This window comes from Collinsella sp. CLA-JM-H32 (genome assembly GCF_040098165.1).
Classification (GTDB): domain Bacteria; phylum Actinomycetota; class Coriobacteriia; order Coriobacteriales; family Coriobacteriaceae; genus Collinsella.
The window spans coordinates 61,248-81,567 of sequence record NZ_JBBNMZ010000009.1 but is presented as its reverse complement, the minus strand read 5'-3'; the positions used below and the strand labels follow the sequence as shown (position 1 = coordinate 81,567).

Annotated in this window: 12 protein-coding genes and 1 pseudogene; 2 read left to right on the top strand and 11 right to left on the bottom strand. The window is 61.4% G+C overall.

Annotation, left to right across the window (positions count from 1 at the left end):
* Positions 1–155 precede the first annotated feature (155 nt).
* From AAA021_RS06950 to AAA021_RS06930, 5 genes are all read right to left on the bottom strand, one after another.
* Entirely contained in the window at positions 156–2,339 is a 2,184-nt protein-coding gene (locus tag AAA021_RS06950; RefSeq protein WP_349088603.1) for a DUF6020 family protein, read from the bottom strand.
* 135 nt (positions 2,340–2,474) lie between these two features.
* On the bottom strand, positions 2,475–3,296 hold the full coding sequence (lgt, locus tag AAA021_RS06945; RefSeq protein WP_349088601.1) for a prolipoprotein diacylglyceryl transferase: 822 nt from the start codon (positions 3,294–3,296) through the stop codon (positions 2,475–2,477).
* Between the two features lie 109 nt (positions 3,297–3,405).
* Positions 3,406–3,684 (bottom strand): NifU family protein, encoded by a 279-nt coding sequence (locus AAA021_RS06940; RefSeq protein ID WP_035137589.1) that lies wholly within the window; start codon positions 3,682–3,684, stop codon positions 3,406–3,408.
* 170 nt (positions 3,685–3,854) lie between these two features.
* Positions 3,855–4,379 carry a dCMP deaminase family protein gene (locus tag AAA021_RS06935; RefSeq protein WP_227790583.1) on the bottom strand — a complete coding sequence of 175 codons (525 nt, stop codon included), beginning with the start codon at positions 4,377–4,379 and terminating at the stop codon, positions 3,855–3,857.
* 84 nt (positions 4,380–4,463) lie between these two features.
* Positions 4,464–5,315: a type III pantothenate kinase gene (locus AAA021_RS06930; RefSeq protein ID WP_349088599.1), complete on the bottom strand. Its 852-nt coding sequence runs from the start codon at positions 5,313–5,315 to the stop codon at positions 4,464–4,466.
* Positions 5,316–5,507: 192 nt separating this feature from the next.
* Here AAA021_RS06930 and AAA021_RS06925 point away from each other — a divergent pair, with 192 nt between their 5' ends.
* Positions 5,508–7,211 carry an OPT/YSL family transporter gene (locus AAA021_RS06925; RefSeq protein WP_349088598.1) on the top strand — a complete coding sequence of 568 codons (1,704 nt, stop codon included), beginning with the start codon at positions 5,508–5,510 and terminating at the stop codon, positions 7,209–7,211.
* Between the two features lie 201 nt (positions 7,212–7,412).
* On the opposite strand, the gene AAA021_RS06920 is transcribed toward AAA021_RS06925, so the two are convergent.
* Positions 7,413–10,922 (bottom strand): CAP domain-containing protein, encoded by a 3,510-nt coding sequence (locus AAA021_RS06920; RefSeq protein ID WP_349088597.1) that lies wholly within the window; start codon positions 10,920–10,922, stop codon positions 7,413–7,415.
* 307 nt (positions 10,923–11,229) lie between these two features.
* Here AAA021_RS06920 and AAA021_RS06915 point away from each other — a divergent pair, with 307 nt between their 5' ends.
* Positions 11,230–12,369: a DUF389 domain-containing protein gene (locus tag AAA021_RS06915; protein ID WP_349088596.1), complete on the top strand. Its 1,140-nt coding sequence runs from the start codon at positions 11,230–11,232 to the stop codon at positions 12,367–12,369.
* A 69-nt stretch (positions 12,370–12,438) separates the two neighbouring features.
* Here the strand turns inward: AAA021_RS06915 and AAA021_RS06910 are convergent.
* The 5 genes and pseudogenes from AAA021_RS06910 to AAA021_RS06890 all read right to left on the bottom strand — a co-directional run.
* Positions 12,439–12,897, bottom strand: a pseudogene (locus AAA021_RS06910) (aryl-sulfate sulfotransferase); the annotation flags it as partial.
* Between the two features lie 99 nt (positions 12,898–12,996).
* On the bottom strand, positions 12,997–13,956 hold the full coding sequence (locus AAA021_RS06905; RefSeq protein ID WP_271758444.1) for a 3-hydroxyacyl-CoA dehydrogenase: 960 nt from the start codon (positions 13,954–13,956) through the stop codon (positions 12,997–12,999).
* 418 nt (positions 13,957–14,374) lie between these two features.
* Positions 14,375–19,156 (bottom strand): acyl-CoA dehydratase activase-related protein, encoded by a 4,782-nt coding sequence (locus AAA021_RS06900; RefSeq protein WP_349088595.1) that lies wholly within the window; start codon positions 19,154–19,156, stop codon positions 14,375–14,377.
* 11 nt (positions 19,157–19,167) lie between these two features.
* Complete coding sequence (locus tag AAA021_RS06895; RefSeq protein WP_195362251.1) at positions 19,168–19,878, bottom strand: TetR-like C-terminal domain-containing protein; 711 nt, start codon at positions 19,876–19,878, stop codon at positions 19,168–19,170.
* Positions 19,879–20,152: 274 nt separating this feature from the next.
* Positions 20,153–20,278 (bottom strand): hypothetical protein, encoded by a 126-nt coding sequence (locus AAA021_RS06890; RefSeq protein WP_260699404.1) that lies wholly within the window; start codon positions 20,276–20,278, stop codon positions 20,153–20,155.
* Positions 20,279–20,320 lie beyond the last annotated feature (42 nt).

Below are 20,320 nucleotides of genomic sequence, written 5' to 3'. Positions count from 1 at the left end.
TATCGGTTTCGACCTAAAGCCCAGCGCAGATGCTCGGGCAATATAAACAAACGTCGTTATGATATACCTACTGGCCTGCGAGATAAACCCCAAAATGAAGGCGTCGTGATGATGCCCCCCTTTGGTGCAAAGAAACCTGACCCCAATGCACCAAGTTAGGACCAGAGGAGATCGCTGCGGGTGATGGTGGCGCCGATGGCAAAGGGCATGCAGGCGATGACCGGATACAGATAGCGCATGTAGGTCGAGCCGTTGCAGGGACCGATCAGGCACACGGCGAGCACGCCCAGCAGCGGCACCCAGATCGCCAGCGCACGCCACGAATGACGACGTAGCAGATAGACCACCACGGCGATCATGATCCACACATAGGTGGCCGAGCTCATGGTGAGCGAAATAAACGGGATGCGCTGCACCGCCACACGGTACAGATTGATCAGGTGGTCGCACCAGCGCACTACGTTGCTATCGACCGGATGGAAGTCGAAGTACTTGAGGTTGTCGGGACGCGCCATGATCTCGGCACTACGCGCCGTGCTGTAGACCCAGGCATCGCGCGCGCTCGGATAAAAATAACCATAGTAGTTATTGATAAGCGCCGAAATATAGCACTCGGGATCCTTCTTAAACATCTGGACCCATACCTCAAAATAGGCATCGATGTCCTCCTGCGAGGCGTACTCGTTAAAGCAGTTCTTGACGGCATCGGACTTGTCGGGGTTGTAGCGGCGGCCCAGATTCTCGTACTTGAGCACGCGGTCGATCACGGCGCGCTCTTCGTCGGTCACCAAACCGTCGCAGGGTGCCTCCACGATGGTGCCGTCCTCCTTAACCGTAGGGTTGACGCCCGAGTTGAGGCCGTCGTGCTTTTGGACGAAACGAGCCGTCTGCTGGAACGGAATCGAAAGGATTTCGCGCTTGGAGCCGGGCGTAATGTCGTGCGCCGGCATAAAGACCTTGGTGAAGTACATATTAGAGGCAAGGCAGAGCGCGAGCACCGCGAGAACGCCAACCCAGCGGAAACGCGGGATGGCGCCCGAAGGCGCAGCGCCAGTCTGCTTGGCTGCACGACGAGCCACATGCACGTCCCATACGCAAAACGCCGCCGCGATTACGCATGCCGCCAGGGGAAACACCAGGCCGCCGTTGCGCAGAAACGTGGAACCCATGGCGCCCAGAGCGAGCAGCAGCCAGTCGTGGCGCGCAAAGAGCACGGGGGCTTTCTCGCCCGCTCGCTCGACATTGGCATCACGACGGGGCAAGCCACATGCCACGAGCTTGACGGTCTGCATCAACAGCACCAAAAACGCGTCGGCAAAGAGCACGTCTTTGGTGAGCAACGCCGCGTAGTTAGAGAACATCGGCATAAACGCAAAGAACAGCAGGATCGCACCGCGAACCGGCAGGCTCACGCCCAGTTTGCGCAGCGACGAAATGGAATACGCCATGCAGGCGGCCGTGATGACGAACTGAGCACAGGTGTAGATGGCAAGACCTGCGTTAGCGCTGTTGAACAGTGAAAGCCCCAGCTGGACGCACGAACCGATGATAGCCGTGTGCACCACGGGGTGATGCCCGTTGAGCAACACATTGGGATTGAGCAGACGCAGGTAGTCACTCGTGCCGTTGGGGTAGTTGAACCACTGGCGAATCTGCGCACCCGTATCTCCCATAAAAAGGCCGGGCAGCGAAGCGATAAGCGTGGGCGCCCAGGCGATCATAAGCACCAGGAAGGGCCCGGCAAAGGGATGGACCGAGAGCACGGCGTGAGTCACACGCCATACGCGGCCAAAGTGCGCTTCCGAAAACGGAATGCGCCGAGAGCTCAGCCAATCTAGACACTCAAAGGCAAGGTAGAAGGCAACGACCGCCAAGAGCATCCAGCCCGCGCCGCCAATCCAGGCGCAGATGATACGGGATTTGTCGCCAAGGACAATCTCGGCCGAGTCGGTGAGATCGTAGCTGCGGCCGAACACCATGCAGATGGCGAAGAACAGCGACGGCAGAACGATCGATGGACGCCAGGTGTCGCCACGGCCAAAGAACACGTAGCGAAACGGCAAGGTGAGCAGGCAAGCAAGTGCAAGCAGCATGACCGCGTCGGTATGGCCGGCAAACGAGAGGAGCACCTCGTAGCACACGTACAGCATGCCCGAGGCTTTGGGGTCAATCGCCAAGACTGCGTTGCTCGACACCGGGGAGGGATCGATGGAAAACGCCGTGGTCGCCAACAGCGCGAGCAAAAATGCGATGAGCGTCTGCTTGGCGGGGTAGCGCTTAAACCAGACAATGCGGGCAGCGTCGCGCGCAGCCGTTGTGGAGAGATCGGAATCCTTCACAGTCCAAAGAGCCTTTCTAGAAACCTGCCAAAAAGGGACAGGTTTATTTTGGCAGGTTTTATCTGGGGAAACGTTGCTGTTCTGTCATCGTTACCCAGCAAACCACCACAAAGGTGCCTGTCCCCTTTGTGGTGGTTAGGCGTCGAGGTAGATGCGCTGGGGACGGTTGTGGCGGAGGGCAAAGATGACGAGCGCCAGGCCCGCAATCACGAGCGGCAGACTCAGCAGCTGGCCCATGGTGATGACGCCTCCCAGCAGATAACCCAGCTGGGCATCGGGCACGCGCACAAACTCAACGAGAAAGCGGACGATGCCGTACCCCATCACGAACACGCCCATAAACGTACCCTGGGGCAGCAGCGGCTTTTTGCGGCTGAGCACCTGCAGAATGCAAAAGAGCACAATACCCTCGAGGAATGCCTCGTAGAGCTGGGAGGGATGGCGCGGCATATCGCCCGCGGTGCCGCCAAAGATCACGCCCCAGGGCAGATCGGTCGGCTTGCCCCACAGCTCTCCGTTGACAAAGTTGGCACAACGGCCCAGACATAAGGCCAGCGGAGCACCGATAACGGCAAGGTCGGCGATGGTCCAGGCGTCGAGCTTGTACATGCGGCACACGAGCACGCCGCCGATGATGCCGCCCACCAGGCCGCCATGGAAGCTCATGCCGCCCTCGTTGGTGGCAAAGATCTCGAGCGGATGCGCCCAGTAGTAGCCGTCGCCGTAAAAGATGACGTAGAACAGGCGGGCGCCAATGATAAGGCCAAAGACTACGCCGACCACGACACTCGTCAGGTCGTCGACCGTAATGTCAAAACCCCAACGGCGCTGCGTGCGGTACATGACGACCGCCGTGAGCAGGGCGCCGACCACGTAGGCCAGGCCGTACCAGTAGATGGTGATGGGGCCCGCCGAGATCGCGACAGGATCAAGCATATGGTAGAAGTCGTTGAGCATGTCGACCCTCCTACTCCCTACATACAAATGCGGCCGCGGGCCTTGCGCTCGCAGCCGCATATTCGGGCGTGACGTCTATGCGGAGCATATCGCCCGCAGCTTTCGCTTCTTAGAACGGCGCATACTCGTCGTACAGGTCCTCGGCCTCGCCGGAGGCATTGACCTGCTCGACACGGGTAACGCCGGGCACATGCTCCTTCAGGATGCGTTCAATACCCATGGACAGGGTCAGCGAGCTCATGGGGCAGCCGGCGCAAGCGCCCTGCAGCTCCAGTTTGACGACACCTTCGTCGTCGACGCCCACATACTCCATATCGCCGCCGTCGGCCTGCAGGTTGGGGCGAATCTCTTCAAGAACCTTCTTAAGCAGCTCTTCGTTAACAGCCACAGGGGCTCCTTTCTCACAATAACGCGGGCACGCCCGCGGACAGAAGCTATGTTACTACAGCCATGTACCCGCTCACGAGCCGTCCATGCGCGCAGACGCGACTTTCACGAGTAGTCAATTTGGGACGGGGCTCTTTTGGCTGTTTTGCCGCCAGCTGGCGTTGGCACGCACTACTGCTGAGCTTGTCCCCCGGTACCAATCTGAACATCGACGATGACCTGGCGGTAGCTGATGCCGCAGGAGTCGAGAATGCGGCGGCTGATACGGCCGTCATCGGTGTCGGCATACTTATTGTCCAGGTAGACGACCTCGCCCACGCCCACCTGCGCCAGGATCTTGGCGCAGTCGTGGCACGGGAACAGCGTGACGTAGACCGTGGAACCCTCAAGGTCTTTGAGCGAACCGCGGTAGTTGAGTACGGCGTTTGCCTCGGCATGCACCACGTAGTTGTGCTTGTCCTGCAACGGGTCATCGCTCGTTCCCCACGGGAAAAAGTCATCGTTGAGCGCCGAGGGCGTACCGTTGTAACCCACCGAAAGGATGCGGTGGTTGGTGCTGGCGATACACGCTCCCACCTGCGTGTTGGGGTCCTTGCTGCGGCGCTGCGCGGCGATAGCCACGCTCATAAAGAACTCGTCCCAGCTAATGACGTCCAGGCGCTTGCCTGACGAAGTTTGATGAAGATCGTCCGACATGGCAGACACCTCCGTAATCGCAATAGTTTGACCCATTGTAGCAGGTGAAAGGTGGAGGCGTTTGTCCCACCGGCGCCCTCACCTTTACACGCGGCGGGGCTTTTGGTTGATGCGGTAGAGCTCGGCCAGTCCTCGCAACGTCAGCGCATCGTCGACTGTCAGACTGTGACCGACCAGCGACGCGAGCGCCTCGGCGTCGTCGCCGGTAATGACGATGGGCACGTCGCCCTTCCCCGCGGCCTTGGTCGCGCGCATCTCGGCGAGCACCATGTCGAGCATGCCGTCGATGCGGGCCACCTCGCCCAAGACCACGCCCGAGCGCATAGCCTCGCGCGTGTTGCGGCCGATCACATGCGTGGGCGCCGAGGGCTCGACCTGAGGCAAACGCGCCGCGGCCGCCGAAAGCGAACGGGCGCCAAGCGCCAGACCCGGCGCGATGACGCCGCCCACAAAGGTACCGCGCGCGTCGATGACCTCGATATTGGTCGTGGTGCCCAGGTCAATCACGATGCACGGAGAGCCGTAGACGGCACGGGCCGCCACGGCGTCGGCGATGCGGTCGGGACCAATCTCGGCCGGATCGTCGTAGTGCACGGGCATGCCGGTCTTAAGTCCCGGCCCCACCGTGAGCACGCGCCCCGTGCAGGTGCGGGAAAGCGCCGCTTTCCACGGGCGCTCGAGCGCCGGGACCACGCAGCTCAGCACAGCAGCCGCGGGCACAAGCGCGCCCGGCATGCCCGCATCGGCCGCCAGTGCAGCCATGACCTGCACGAGACGCATGCGCGCCTCGTCGGCTGTGATGCTCGACGGCGTCGTGATCTCGCACGTCGCAAGCGGACATTCCTGTGCCGCGGCCGAATCCTCGGCAAACAGGCCAAAGCGAATGGACGTGTTGCCCACGTCGACCGTCAATATATATGCGCACCCATTAAGCATCGTCGGCGCTCCTTTCGTCTGCCCAGCAGTATATCGCCTACCTAAACCAGTCATCCCAAAATGACTAGCTTGCGGCTATACTGGTGCGCGGTCGTTTGCGAGCTCACGCGGCGGCCCTTGGTAACCCGACTTCCCGCGCCGTATCCGTAGCGGCGCTCCCGGGGGAAGCGGATATACGCAAAGGAGTTCTAAATGAGTAATCCCTCGAACCGTGCTTCGATGCGCGGGCAACTCACGCTGCGCGGCGTCGTCATTGGCGTCTTTGGCTGCGTAATCATCACGGCGAGCTCGGCCTACACGGCCCTCAAGATGGGCGCACTCCCCTGGCCGATCATTTTCGCTGCCGTCATTTCGCTGTTCTTCCTGAAGCTCATGGGCAACGCCAGCCTCAACGAGGCCAACGTTACCCACACCATCATGTCCGCGGGCGCCATGGTCGCCGGCGGCCTGGCGTTTACCATCCCGGGCGCCTGGATGCTGGGCTATGCCGACCAGATCAGCTGGCTCGACATGTTTATCGTGGCGCTTGCCGGCACCATCTTGGGCCTTCTGGCTACAGCGCTCATCCACCGTCACTTTATCGTGGACGCCGCGCTGGAGTTCCCCACCGGCAACGCCGCAGCTCAGACCCTGCGCGCCACCGAGGCCGGCGGCAAGACCGGCAAGCAGCTCTTTGGCTCCATGGCCATCGCAGGCATCTACAGTGTGCTGCGCGACGCTCTGGGTGTGGTGCCCAGCATGCTGTGCACGCTCAATATCCCCGGCGTGACCTTTGCCATCTATAACTCGCCCATGTTGCTGTCCATCGGCTTTTTGGTGGGCTTCGCCCCCGTCGCGTTCTGGTTTGCCGGCGCGCTGCTGGGCAACTTTGGCATCATCGTCGGCGGCACCGCTGCCGGTCTGTTCGATGTTGTGACCGCGCAGGGTATCGTCAAGTCCCTCGGCATGGGCCTTATGATGGGCTTTGGCGTCGCCGTCGTCCTTAAGGACATCCTGCCGCAGGTCACCGGCATCGTCCGCGGCCTCGCCGCCGACAGCTCCACCGACACCAACGAGCAGTCGCTCATCTCGGGCTCCCTTAAGCTCGACGCCGGCATCATCGGCCTGGGCACCGCAGCCATCGCCGTGATCGTTGCCATCGCGCTCGACCTTGGTCCCGTCCCGGCCGTCATCGTCACGCTGTTCACCTTTGTCACCACCATCATGAGCGCGCAGAGCTGCGGCCAGACGGGTATCGACCCCATGGAGATCTTTGGCCTCATCGTCATGCTCATCGTGGCTGCCTTCGCACAGATCGCTCAGGTCAAGCTGTTCTTTATCGCCGGCATCGTAGCCGTGGCGTGCGGCCTTGCGGGCGACGTCATGAACGACTTTAAGGCTGGCGCCGTGCTGGGCACCAACTCGCGTGCGCAGTGGATCGGCCAGGCCATTGGCGGCATCGTGGGCGCCCTGGTCGCCGCCGCCGTCATGGTCGCGCTCGTCACCGCCTATGGTCCGGATGCCTTTGGTCCCGATAAGAGCTTTGTGGCCGCGCAGGCAAGCGTGGTTGCCACCATGGTCTCGGGTATCCCGAGCGTGCCGTGGTTCGCGGGCGGCTTTATTGCCGGCATCGTCATGTACTGGCTCGGCATTCCGGCCATGATGATCGGCCTGGGCGTGTACCTGCCGTTCTACATGTCGCTCACGGCATTCCTGGGCTCCTGCGTCAAACTCGCCTACGACAAGTGGTCCGCCCACCGCGACGCCACCGCTGGTCTTTCCGACGAGGAGAGGGCTGCCAAGGACGCCGCCTTCCAGGAACAGGGTCTGGTCGTTGCCAGCGGCCTGCTCGGCGGCGAGTCCATCGTCGGCGTTATCCTGGCGTTTGTCTCCGTGGGTCTGAGCCTGCTGGGCTAAGCTGAGCAGCTGCTCGACAGCAACCATATTGCCTACGATTTGCCCGGTCGGTAGCTTTCGCGGCTACCGACCGGGCTTTTTGATATCGAAACAAAGAAAGGCCGGCGCGCTGCGTATGACAGCGCGCCGGCCTTATCGGTTAAGCCATCGAAGCGCTCCTGCTATGAACCGAAGTTCGTTGCAGAAACTACGCTCGAAACGCTACATCTGCTTGCGACGACGATCACTCAGCGTCACACCAGCGGCCACGAGGGTGATACCGCCGATGACGAACACCTCGCCCGCAAGAGCGGAGTCATCACCGGTCTGGGCGAGCGCGGCAGGCGCAGCCTGTTTCTTGGCAACGGGGGCCTTTGCGGCGGCCTGCGTAACCTGGGGCTTGGCCTGAGGCTCAGCCTTGGGATGATACTTGTCGTACTCGGCCTGAGCGGCAGCCAGGGCATCCTTGGCATCGCCAAGCTCGGCAAGCGCGGCGGCATAGGCGTCGTTGGCATCGGACAGCTTGGCATCGGCATCGCTCAGAGCAGCCTTGAGACCAGCGGCGGCATCGACGGCGGCCTTATAGCGAGCGTAGGCAGCGTTCAGCTTGACCAGCTTCTCGTTGCCCGTCGTGCCCGCGGCAAGGGATGCCTTGTGGTCGACAGCCTCAAGATCGGCCTTGAGTGCCTCGTCGTTGGCAAGCTCAGCCTTGGCCTTGACGATCTCGAGGTTCGCATCGACGACGGCTTCGTTGGCGGCCTCGAGCTGCTTCTGGGCATCGGCGACACCGGCGACGGCAGCGTCATAGGCGGCCTTGGCGTCGTCGACCGCCTTCTGGGCGCCGGCGAAGCGCTCGAAGGCCTTGTTTGCGCCGGTCAGCTCGCCCTCGGCAGCCTTGGCCTTGGCCTGTGCGTCGGACACAGCCTGCGCCTTGGCGGCAACTGCCTGCTTGGCGTCCGAAAGAGCAGTCGCGGCCTGGACATCTGCGGCCTGGGCCTTGTCTACACCAGCCTGGGCGGCATCGTCGGCCTTCTTTGCCTCGTCAAGCGAGCCCTGCTTATTCGCAAGGTCCGCCTGGGCGGCATCGCGCTTGGCGGCAAGGTCCTTGACCGAAGCGGTAGCGTTGTCATACGCCTCGTTGGCCTGTTCGGACTTTGCCTTGGCGGCATCGCGGGCGCTGCGAGCCTTCGCCTTGTGAGCAGCGGCCTCGGCTGCCTTCGTCTTGCTGTCAGCAAGCGTGGCGTTTGCCTTAGCGAGAACTGCCTGGGCAGTAGCGGCCTTGCTCTTGGCGGTATCGAGGTTCTGCTTGAGGGACTCGATGTCGATTCCGCCGAGTGCGTCCTTCGCGGCGTCGTATGCCGTCTTCGCGGCGGCGGTGTCGGACTTAGCCTTCTCGTACTCACCCTTGGCGGTGTTCATGTTCACATCTGCTGCGGTGAAAGCGTCCTGGGCGGCATCCTGCCCGTTTACAGCTGCGAAGTAAGCTTCCCTAGTAGTTCCAAAGTTCTTCTGCGCCTCGGCGAGCTTGCCCTGAAGCTCCTTGAGCTGCGCCTTCTGCGCCTGCGTGCCGCCAGCGTTATAGGCAGAATCGATGTAGTCGTTGACGAGCTTCTTGAACTCAGAGACCGTGAAATCGGCCTGAGTGTCATCATCGCTGTAATCGAATGCGGTTACCTCGGAATCGGTGTTCTTTCCGCTACCGGTTGCGATACCGATAGCCGCCGTAGCGGAATCGATAATGTTGAGATAGTGCCCGCAGCCGTCTCCTCTTTCCTTACCGTTCTCATCTTTTGTACCGGAATACACATCGTTATAGTTTTGGTAGATATAGTACGAATCATAGCGATGAGCTATGAGATCTTTGCCAGCCTCGCTATCCGCACCGTACTTTTTAATCCAATTCTCGTAATTAACCTTCTCCTGAGTGTAGAGACCAGTGTAGGGCCAGCCGAGGGTATCCTCGGTCTCACCGCCGGTGTATGCTCCGCCGCCGCCGGCGAGGTTCTCCGCATTATCGAAATAGCAGTTCGAGTGTCTCAAACCATTATTCGATGAATAGGACGCGTTCAGTGCAGCGGCAACAGTCATGCGGAGACTGACGCTCAGCTCGGACTGTCCGTTAGCCTTGCGGAGATTATTTTGGGTATCGAGATAGGTCAAAGCGTTGCGCAGCTGCTCCAAGGAGAGCGGATTGGCGTCGCGAGACATGTCCTGATCGACGTACTTGTCATACCATTCGGCCTTGTCATCGGCGCCGGTCAACGTCGATACGGCATCCTGGGCGTTCTTTTTCTGCGTGGCTGTGAACTGGCTGCCGCCGATGATGTAGTTCATGAAGCCGAACATACCCTGACTGATGACTTCCTGGTCAACGGTCATGTTGGACTTTAGGTCTGCAATCTGCTGCTCAAGAGCCTCAACCTGGGCATTAGCAGCGTCATAAGCCTTTTCCGCGGCGTTCGAAGCAGCGCAGGCCGCCTCCCACTCGCTGCGCTTCTGCTTGCGAACTTCGACAAGCTTATCGTACGCGGTCTTCTTGTCTGCTTCGGTCTGCTGCGCCTTCTCGTATGCGGCCTTGGCGGCGTCGCGCTCGCTGGCGGCGGCGTTGTACTCCTTATTTGCCGCATCGTATGCAGACTGGGCAGATGCCACGGCGGCATTGGCGGCGTTGGCCTTCTCCTGTGCGGCGGTGGCGGCAGTCTGCGCGGCCTGCAGGTTCGCCTGTGCGGTGGCGTCTGCAGTCGTCGCGGCTTCGAGCGCGGCCTGCGCGGTCGCGAGCTCGCTGGCGGCAGTGACCTTGGCAGCCTCGAGCGCGTTCAGATCGATACCCGTGCCCGAGGTCGCGGCATCGAGCGCGGCCTGCGCCTGGTTGAACTTCTGCTGGGCGTTATCGCGCGCGGTGGTTGCGGCTGCGAGAGCAGCGGCAGTCTCCTGCTTCTTGGCCTGGGCAGTCGTCAAAGCTGCCTCGATATTCTGCTTTTCCTGCTGGGCGCTGGCCTCGGCAGCCTTGGCCTGGTCCAGATTGGCCTGTGCAGCAGTAACGGCCTTATTGGCGTCATCGAGCTTTGTCTGCGCGTCCTCGACGGCCTTCTTGGCGGCCTCGTACTCGTCCATACCCATGGCCTCGAGCTTGGCCTGGGCATCGTCGAGGGCCTTCTTGGCCTCATCCTGCTTTGCCTTGGCGTCCTTGAGCGCCTGGGTCTTATCCTCGACACTCTTGTTGGCCTGATCGAGCTGATCGTTCAGGTCGCCCAGCTTCTTCTGCTGCTCGGTCTTTTCGACGGCCGCCTTAAGCTCGTCGATCTTCTCCTGGAGCGCGGCGACTTCTGCTGCGTTCTGCTCGATTTCGTTGTCGCTTACTGCCTGCGAGGCCTGATCCTTTTGCTGCTGAGCCTGCTTTTGAGACTGACCCGCCGCGTCAGCCTTCTTCTGGGCGGCATCGTAGGCGGCCTGAGCGTCCTTGAGCTGCTTTGCCGACTCCTCGGCCAGCTGGGCAGCCGTCTTTACGACCGCTTGGTTACCGGCGGCAACGGTATTCTCTACAGAACTACCCCCCCCCTGAACAGAATCGCCGTTATCGGTTGACGGTGCGGCGATTGCCGCCAGCGGCGACATGAGCGGCTGAGCGATGAGGCCCGCCGTCAAAACGGTTGCGACGGCGCGGTTGGCAACGCCCTTGACGTTGACGGCCTTGGCCCGAGGCTCAAAGTGTTGTGGACTGTAGTTTGCCATGGCTTTCTCCCTTTGACACGGATGTATCCATACGTATCAAACGGTAGCTGTCGATTTTTGAATTCTGTTGCGCAACATTGGCGACCAGCGTTTTTTTTGAAATTCGTGCTCCTGTGCTTCACAATTTCGTCACATTTGAAGGAGCTGGTGCATCATATTCTCGCGGGATGGAATTGAGCCTGTGATTTGCATTTGCTCCCGCGTCATCCGCCCTATCGGATTCCGCATCCAACAGACACCCCGCCCGCCACGGTGTAGAGTTAAGACAACGGGCGCGTTGCGCGGACCGCGCTGGAACGAGGTGAACATGGAACTCGACAAACAACAGATCAAGCGACTACGCGAACGCCATCACCGGCGCCACGGCATCCGCCCTGCTCATAGCGAGGCCATGGAGAACGCCACCCGCTTCCTAAAGCGCGCATTCAACATTCGCGAGGGTCGCGCGCCCTACCACGTAATCCGCAAGCGCTTTGTAAACGGGGCACGCCTGACCGGCTCTCACCTGTGCATCCTCATCATCGCCATGCTGATCGCGAGCATCGGCCTCGATATCGACTCGGACATCGCCATCGTGGGCGCCATGCTCATCTGCCCGCTCATGGGCTCGGTTCTTGCCATGGCATACGGCATTGCCACGCTCGACCGTGAGATCACCGTCGAGGCCATTGCCAGCCTCGCACTGCAGATGGTCTTTTGCCTGGTCACGTCCACGCTGTATTTTAAGCTCTCGCCCCTTGGCACCACCACGGCCGCCATCATCGACAACTCGACACCCACCATATGGGACCTTGCCGTCGCGCTCGCGGGCGGCTTTGCGGGCGGGCTGGGCAACTCGCGCGATCAGGAGCCTTCGACGCTCATTGCCGGCGTAGCCGTGGCGACCGCGCTCATGCCGCCCCTGTGCGCGGCGGGTTACGGCATCGCCATCGCAAGCGGGTCACTGTTCCTCTCGGCGCTTTACGAGTTTGGCATCAATGTAGTCTTTATCGCACTGGCTGCCGAAGCCGTGCTGCTTCTTTTGCGCGTGCCGCTCAAGCGCGACCTGAACGGCGACGGCATTGTGACCGCCGAAGAAGACGCCGAGGTCGGTGAGCTGTCACGCAAGGTGCGCCGCCGCATTATTGTGGGCACGGCGATCTTTGCCATCCCCTGCATCGTTATGACCGCGGGGTCTATTGGCTCGTCGCAGGCCGGCGTGCAGGACGGCTACGGCGTCACCGAAACTACGCGCGAACTTGCCGCGGTGCTGCCGGGCTTTAAGGATTACACCGTCGCCGTCGAGACCTCGGCTACCGAAGGCGAGGAGGAGGGCGTCGTCGAGCGTGAGATTGTCGCCCATGTGACGACAGGCGAGGCGCTTGGGGCACACGACCGCCACGTCGCCCGCAAGCTCATAGACCTCAACGTGCCTGAACTCGATCGCGTGGAGTTCGATGTGAAGTGATGCGGGACGCGAGGCGGGCCCGGCGCGAGCGCGCGCAGCCACGGGGCACAGACGCAGCCAAGCGCAGCGCTACAGCTCGTACTTGTACACGCGGTAGATGTACTTCTCGGCTTCCATCTCGTAGGTGGCGATGGGCAGTCCATAGCGATCGTACTCGGCAAAAGTCTTGGCCATGCCCGATGCCACGAGCATGCTATTCGAATCGCCGACGCGCTGCGCACTGCTCGCATAGCCCGAGAACGGCACGGCGATCTGGTCCACAAGCTCGTAGGTGCGCACGGTCTCGTCCACCGTAAAGATGCGCCCAAACGAATGCGTTCCCTTGCTGTAGTCGGTCGCCACCGCGGCGCCCAGCTGGCCCCAGTCGAACTTGGGATAGCGCTCGGTCGCACCAAAGTTGTTGTCGTATAGCAGCACCTGGTAGCGACCAGTCGCTGCCGTGTCAGAACTCGGCAGATACGTCACGCTGTGCTGGCCTGCATTGAGCGAGAAATCGCCCTGGGCCTGCAATAACTTGTCTTCAAAGCCCGAGCCAGCCCATTGTCACTCCTTTCTATTTCTGGGTCCATCTTCTCACTGCTGGCGGCCGAAAATGATCCGTTTTCCTCCGACCCCGAGGGATCGTTCTTAGTACTTGAAGAAGCCCTCGCCCGAGCTTTCGCCCAGCTTGCCTTCGTCGAGCATTTTCTTGAGAACGGAGGCCATGGCCTTAAAGTTGTAGGGCATCATCATCTTCTTAAGCAGCGGGCTCACCAGGCCCGGCACCTTCTGATACTGCATGACGATGTTGTAGGCCGTCTGGATACCCACCGTGTCGAATACGCGGAACGGGCCCTTGGGAGCGCCGGTGCCACGCGTCCACGCGAGGTCGATGCTCTTGGGATCGCTCACGCCCGAGACGTACAGATCAAGGCCCGAAAGCAGCCACGGTACCAACATGGAGTTGAGCAGATAACCGTTCTTTTCCTTGTTGACGGGCAACGCCAGCATACGGATGTCGTTGGCAAAGTCGACGAGTTCATCGAAGTAGCGCTTGTCGGTCTGGTCCTGTGCCATGACCTCGGTCATGTTGTTCTTCCAGATAGAGTTGGCAAAGTGCAGCGACAGGTACTTCTCGGGGCGGCCAGTGTACTTGGCAAAGGTACTCGGCAGTAACGTGGAGGAGTTGGTCACGACGACGGTCTTTTGCGGAAGGACCGGGGCGAGCTTCTTGTAAAAATCGATTTTTGCCTGGGTGTCCTCGGCCATAGACTCGATGACCAAGTCGGCGTCGGCCACTGCCTTGGCAAGATCGAGCTCCAGCTTGAGTGTGGAGTAGGCGCGCTCAACGGCGGCGAGTGCCGCCTCTTTGTCGAAGGGCTTGCCGCTATCGGCGATACCGGAGCACCACTCGCCCGTGCCGTCCGCCATACCCTCGATTGCCGCGATGTACTCCTCGCGCACATGATCGATCTTGGGCTGGGTGCGACCGATGCTGCCCTCGCTGCGCAGCCAAATCGTTACATCGAAGCCGCAGTAGGCAGCCTGAAAGGCAATCTGGCTTCCCAGCACGCCGCCGCCGGCAACGCAAACGGTCTTGTAGCTCATAGGAACAGTCCTCTCTTACGTAATTCCATAGATGTGTATTTATTCAACCGTAAGAGGGCTGCACACTGGGGGTGGGTTCTATAAACGGACGGTAATTTGCGGCGAACGGCTACATCTGTTCATTATCTCAGGGTTCCGAGGGCGATTTTTTGTGCCACCGAGACGTCGTTTGCGGAAGTATGCGGCAAATTCCGGAACCCTTGAGCACCCCCCGATTTTCCGCCAATAAAACCGCAGGTACAGGGCTTGGACATATTCGGTGTGCTCGGTCTATTCAGATTTTGCCGCATACTTCCGAAATCTGAGTTCGCAAAGGGTGATAGTCGGGGCGTTTACGCAACATATGTCCAAGCAAAAACTGGTGGTAGCCGGTACGGCCACCACCCGTTTGTCTCATATCCAGCCCATAGCAGGCCAGCTACTTCTTAATGCCGCGTCCCAGGCGCTCAGCGACCGACGCCACGGCGCTCTCATCGACCGAACCGCAGCTCACGCAGCCGTCGTGGGCACGCATCTGGCCGGTGACCTCGTCCATCGCGAGCGGCGCCACCTTCTCAAGCTTAAAGCCCTTGCCGGCGCGCATGTTTTCCTTGGCCACGCTGATCATGAGCTTAATACGGTTGAGCTGGTTGACCTCGGACGCACCAGGATCATAGTCCACCGCAACGATGTTGCTCTCGGGATGCTGGCGGCGCAGCTCCTTAATCACGGCCTTGCCCACCACGTGATTGGGCAGGCACGCGAAGGGCTGCGTGCAGATGATATTGGGTGCGCCATGATCGATCAGGTCGAGCATCTCGGCCGTGAGCAGCCAGCCCTCGCCCATGTTGTTGCACACCGAAAGCACCGTGCGGGCCTTGTCGGCCATGGTGCCGATGCGCTCGGGCGCCTCGAAGCGGCGGGACTTCTCGAGCATCTCCTCCACCGGCGTGCGCATCCAGTCCACGAGCTTGATGAGCGCCTGCATACCAGCGCGCGTGGTAGCGGAGCTTCCCAACTCGTCCTTCTGCAGCTCGGCGTTGCTCATGGAGTACAGGAAAAAGTCGAGCAGACCCGGCACCACGGCCTCGCAGCCCTCGCGCTCGATGACATCGACCACGTGGTTGTTGGCTGTGGGATGGAACTTGACCAGGATCTCGCCGACCACGCCCACGCGCGGCTTGGTACCCTCGCCCACGAGCGGCATGGTGTCGAACGCGCGGATGGCCTCGCGGCACAGCTTGGTGTAGTTGTGGCGGTTAAACTTGGGCGCCAGCTTGCGAGCGCGCGCCATGTACTCCTCGTAGAGCGCGTTGGCGGCACCGGGCGTAGCCTCGTACGGGCGGCAGCGATAGAGCATCTGCATCATCACGTCGCCAAAGAGCACCGCGTAGACTGCCTGCTTAAGCAGCGCCGGCGTAATCTTAAAGCCAGGGTTGTCCTCGCCCAGCGCCACGGCCGAAAGCGAGATCACCGGGATCTCGGGGTGGCCGCTCTCGCGCAGGGCCTTGCGGATGAGTGCGATGTAGTTGGTGGCACGGCAGCCGCCGCCGGTCTGGCTGATAACCACGGCTGTCTTGGACAGGTCGTATCGACCGCTCTCGATGGCCTCCATGATCTGGCCCGTCACCAGGATCGACGGATAGCAGATGTCGTTGTTCACGTAGCGCAGGCCGGCCTCGACGGCATCGTGATCGGTCGAGGGCAGCAGCTCCAAGTTGTAGCCAGCACCACGGAACACCTCTTTGACCAGGTCAAAGTGGATCGGCGCCATCTGCGGGCACAGGATGGTGTAGCCCTCCTCGCGCATCTGCTCGGTAAAGGGCACCTTGGGCCACGCGGTCGAAGCACTCTCGCGCTGCGCCTCGAACGTGTACTTACGGCTCGCGAACGCGGGGGCATCCGTGGAGGGCCCCACCGGCGCGGCATCGCCCTGCTCGTAGGCCTCGCCCGCGGCCGTGGCCTCGGCCAGGCGCTCGGCCTCCTGGTCCTTGAGCGCTGCCATGAGCGAGCGAATACGGATACGCGCGGCGCCCAGGTTGGATACCTCGTCGATCTTGAGCACGGTATAGATCTTGCCGCTGGCTTCCAGAATCTCCTGCACCTGATCGGTGGTCAGGGCATCGAGGCCGCAGCCGAAAGAGTTGAGCTGGATCAGGTCCAGATCGTTGCGCATCGTCACAAAACGGGCCACGGCGTAGAGGCGCGAGTGGTACATCCACTGGTCGACGACGCGGATCGGGCGCTCCGGCTTCACGAGATGCGCGAGCGAATCCTCGGTAAAGACCGCAAAGCCAAAGCTCGAGATAAGCTCAGGCAGGGCGTGGTTGATCTCGGGGTCATTGTGGTAAGGACGGCCGGCGAGCACAATGCCGTGACCGCCGTGATCCTCAACCCACTTAAGAGCCTCCTCGCCCATGGTCTGGATGTCCTCGTGGAAACGCGCATCGGCCTCAAAGGCAGCGTTGACGGCGGCATCGACCTCGGAGCGCGTGATCTTGGGACCGCGCACGCGACCGCGACCGGCTTGCGCATCGGCCACACGGTCGACGGCGAGCACCTGGTACAGACGACGCTTGAGCTCGGTCTTATCGTGATAGGGCACAAATGGGTACAGGAACTCGATGTTCTGCTCGCGGATCTCGTCGATGTTGAGTGCCAACGCCGTGGGGTAGCTCATGACGATAGGGCAGTTATAGCAGTTGCCAGCCGTCGGATCCTCCTTGCGCTCCCAGCGCACGCACGGCATCCAAATGAAGTCGACATCGCGGTCGATGAGGTTCATCACGTGGCCGTGGCTCATCTTGGCCGGATAGCACACGCTCTCGGACGGCATGGACTCGATGCCCGCCTGGTAAGTCTTTTTGCTCGACTGGTCGGACAGCTGCACGCTAAAGCCCAGGCGCGTAAAGAACGCATGCCAGAAGGGGTAGTTCTCGTACATGTTGAGCGCACGGGGGATACCCACGGTACCACGCGGGGCCTCGTCGGGGCTCAGCACCTCGCGGTTAAAGAGCAGCTCGTTTTTCTTTTTGAAGAGGTTGGGGGCCTCGGTTTTCTGCTTTTTGTGGCCAGCACCCTTCTCGCAGCGGTTACCGGTAATGAAGCGCCTGCCGCCGCCAAAATCGTTGACGGTGAGCTGGCAGTTGTTGGAGCAACGGCCGCAGCGGACATGCTTTTGCGTCACGGTAAGGTGCGCGATGTCCTCAGCCGAAAGGATGGTCGAGGTGCCGTCAGCGCCGGCGCGATCGCGGGCGAGCAGGGCAGCACCATAGGCACCCATGCAGCCGGCGATGTCGGGACGCACGGCGTGGACGCCGGTGAGCTGCTCAAACGCACGCAGCGTGGCATCGGACATAAAGGTGCCGCCTTGGACGATCACCTGGCTGCCGATCTCCTTGGGGTCGCGCAGCTTAATGACCTTGAACAGGGCATTCTTGATGACGGAATAGGACAGGCCGGCCGCGATGTCGCCCACCGTGGCGCCTTCCTTTTGCGCCTGCTTGACGCGCGAGTTCATAAAGACCGTGCAGCGACTGCCCAGGTCGACCGGGGCCTTGGCATGGATGGCGGCATCGGCAAACGCGCGCACGTCCATGTTCATAGAGACGGCGAAGCTCTCGATAAAGCTACCGCAACCCGACGAGCAGGCCTCGTTGAGCATGATGTGCTCGATAACGCCGTCCTTGACGCGCAGGCACTTCATGTCTTGGCCGCCAATGTCCAGAATAAACTCGACGCCGGGCAGGAACGCCTTGGCGCCGCGCAGGTGCGCAACGGTCTCGATCTCGCCGGAGTCGGCCTTGAGTGCCTCGATGAGCAGCGCCTCGCCGTAGCCCGTAGTTGTCACGTGGCCGATGGTGCAGCCGGCGGGGATGTGGTTGTAGAAATCGGCCATGATGACCTTGGCCGTGCCAAGGATGTCGCCGTTGTTGTTGCCGTACCAGGTGTGCAGCAGCTGACCGTCCTCGCCCACGAGCGCGGCCTTCATGGTGGTGGAGCCGGCGTCGATGCCGATGAACACGCGGCCGGTGTAGCCGTCGAGCTTGCCCTTGGGGACGACTTCCTGGTCGTGGCGGGTTTTGAACTCGGCGAAGTCCTCGTCGGTGGCAAAGAGCGGATCCAGGCGCTCGACCTCGGCACCCTGTGTGTCACCCAGGGCATCGATAGCCTCGATGAGCTGCGGGAACGTGCTGAGCTTGTTGGACTCATGCGCCATGGCGGCGCCGCTCGCCACAAACAGGTGGGCGTTTTGGGGCACAATGCGGTGCTCCTCGTCCAGGTTGAGCGTGAGGTAGAAGCGATGGCGCAGCTCGGAGAGATACTGCAGCGGGCCGCCCAGGAAGGCGACGTTGCCGCGGATGGGACGGCCGCACGCCAGGCCCGAGATGGTCTGGGTCACGACGGCCTGGAAGATGGAGGCGGCCACGTCCTCGGGGCGGGCGCCCTCGTTGAGCAGCGGCTGGACGTCGGTCTTGGCAAAGACACCGCAGCGGCTAGCGATGGGATAGATGGTGGTGGCGTTGGCCGCGAGTTCGTTAAGGCCGCTGGCGTCAGTGTGCAGCAGGGTTGCCATCTGGTCGATGAACGCGCCCGTGCCGCCGGCGCAGGTGCCGTTCATGCGCTGCTCGATGCCGTTGTCGAAGTAGATGATCTTGGCGTCCTCGCCGCCCAGCTCGATGGCGACGTCGGTGGCCGGGATGAGGGTCTCGACGGCACGCTTGCTGGCGATGACCTCCTGGACAAACTCCAGGTCAAGCCACTGGGACAGCAGCAGGCCGCCCGAGCCGGTAATGGCGCAGGTCATCTGGGCCGTCGGCAGCACGGTCGCAGCGCCCTCGAACAGGTCGCGGGCACAAGCGCGGACGTCGGTGTGGTGGCGCTGGTACTTGGCGTAGACGATCTGGTTGTCGTCGTTGAGCACGGCGAGCTTAACGGTGGTGGAGCCCACGTCGATGCCCAGGTGCAGGTTGCCGCGGGCGGCCTCGGGGTTGAAGATCGCGCCTTCGGGGGCCTGGGCGGCGGCTACGGGCTCAGCGGCGGTGGCGGGCTCGCTGACGACGGAAGTCTCCCCTGCCACGTTCTTGGCATCGGCAACTGCCTCGGCAACTTTCTCGGCAGCCGCGGTCGCGGCCTTCTGCGCGGCGTCCACCACGGCGGGCGCGGCCTCGCGTGCGGCAGCGACCATGCGGTCCTTGATGCCCTCGACGAGTTTGCTCATTGTCTCTCCTCTTAGTTGTTGGACTCGACGGTTGCGGTGGTGTCGACCGCGTCCTCGAGCTGCAGATTCAATAGCTTCATGCCGTATTCCGGCACGTTGATATCGATGGGTTGGCCATACAGGTCGCCGGGGCGCACAAAGGCGATAACCGTCATAATGCGCGCCATGGTCTCGGGCGATTCGGTGAGCCCACGCTCAAACCAGCGCTGAATCAGACCGACCTCGGCACTCACGACATAGGTAACGTAGTAGTCAAAGAAGGTGCCCAGTGCCAGGCCCAAGATGCCCGTCTGTGCACGCGGCACCACAGCCTCGCGTGCGGTATCGATGATCTTTTTAATAAAGGCGGGGTCGCCGCCCGGGCCCAGTAGGGCCCCGATAAGGTCGCGATTAGCCGCAAGATAGCGAAGCAGCTCAACCGAACCGGGTGCCGGCTCGAGCTCGTCGATGTTGCGGTAAAGATCGGGTAATTGAGCTGCGGTGATAAGCTCCACCCGCTCGCGAATCTCGGCAAGCAGGCCGTCCTCGATCTGGCTGATAAAGTCGGGGATATCGCGGTAGTGCGAATAGAACGTTCGACGCGTAAGACCGGCGCGCTCGGTGAGCGACGCGACGTTAATGCGCGAAAGGTCGCCGCTTTCGGCAAGCTCGCTGGCAAGCGCCTGGCGAAGGGCGCGCTGCGAGCGAAGGGACCGGCGATCACATTTCTCGAGCTGGGACAAGCGTCCTCCTTGTTACTCAGACTGTACGCTATTGCACAGTGCGAGTATTATTGCACACCGTGTGTATCAACACGTAAAGGCAATATTTGGAATGTGACAAAGGGCAGTCCCTTTGTCACATTCAGCGACCGCCTAGGTTGTGCCAGTTGTGCCTGGCTTTTGGAGCGGCATTGCCGATTGTTCAAAATGTCATTCGTGGGTAGAATAGTGTCGACGGCAGCCCAAGTTCTGGAAAGCTGGGCAGCGCCGTTGCTTGGATTAAGGGGTCAACGCCTTAGCGGCGGCGACCCCTTTTACGTTGCTTCGAACGTTGCTTGAGTGCCTCGGAAAGCCCGACGAGCGCCGTGGAGAACGAGACCAAAGCGGTCAGAAGTCTCACGAAATCAATCAGATCGGTCATGGGCATCACCTCCCATCAGATGGAGGGCGTTGCCCGGCACAT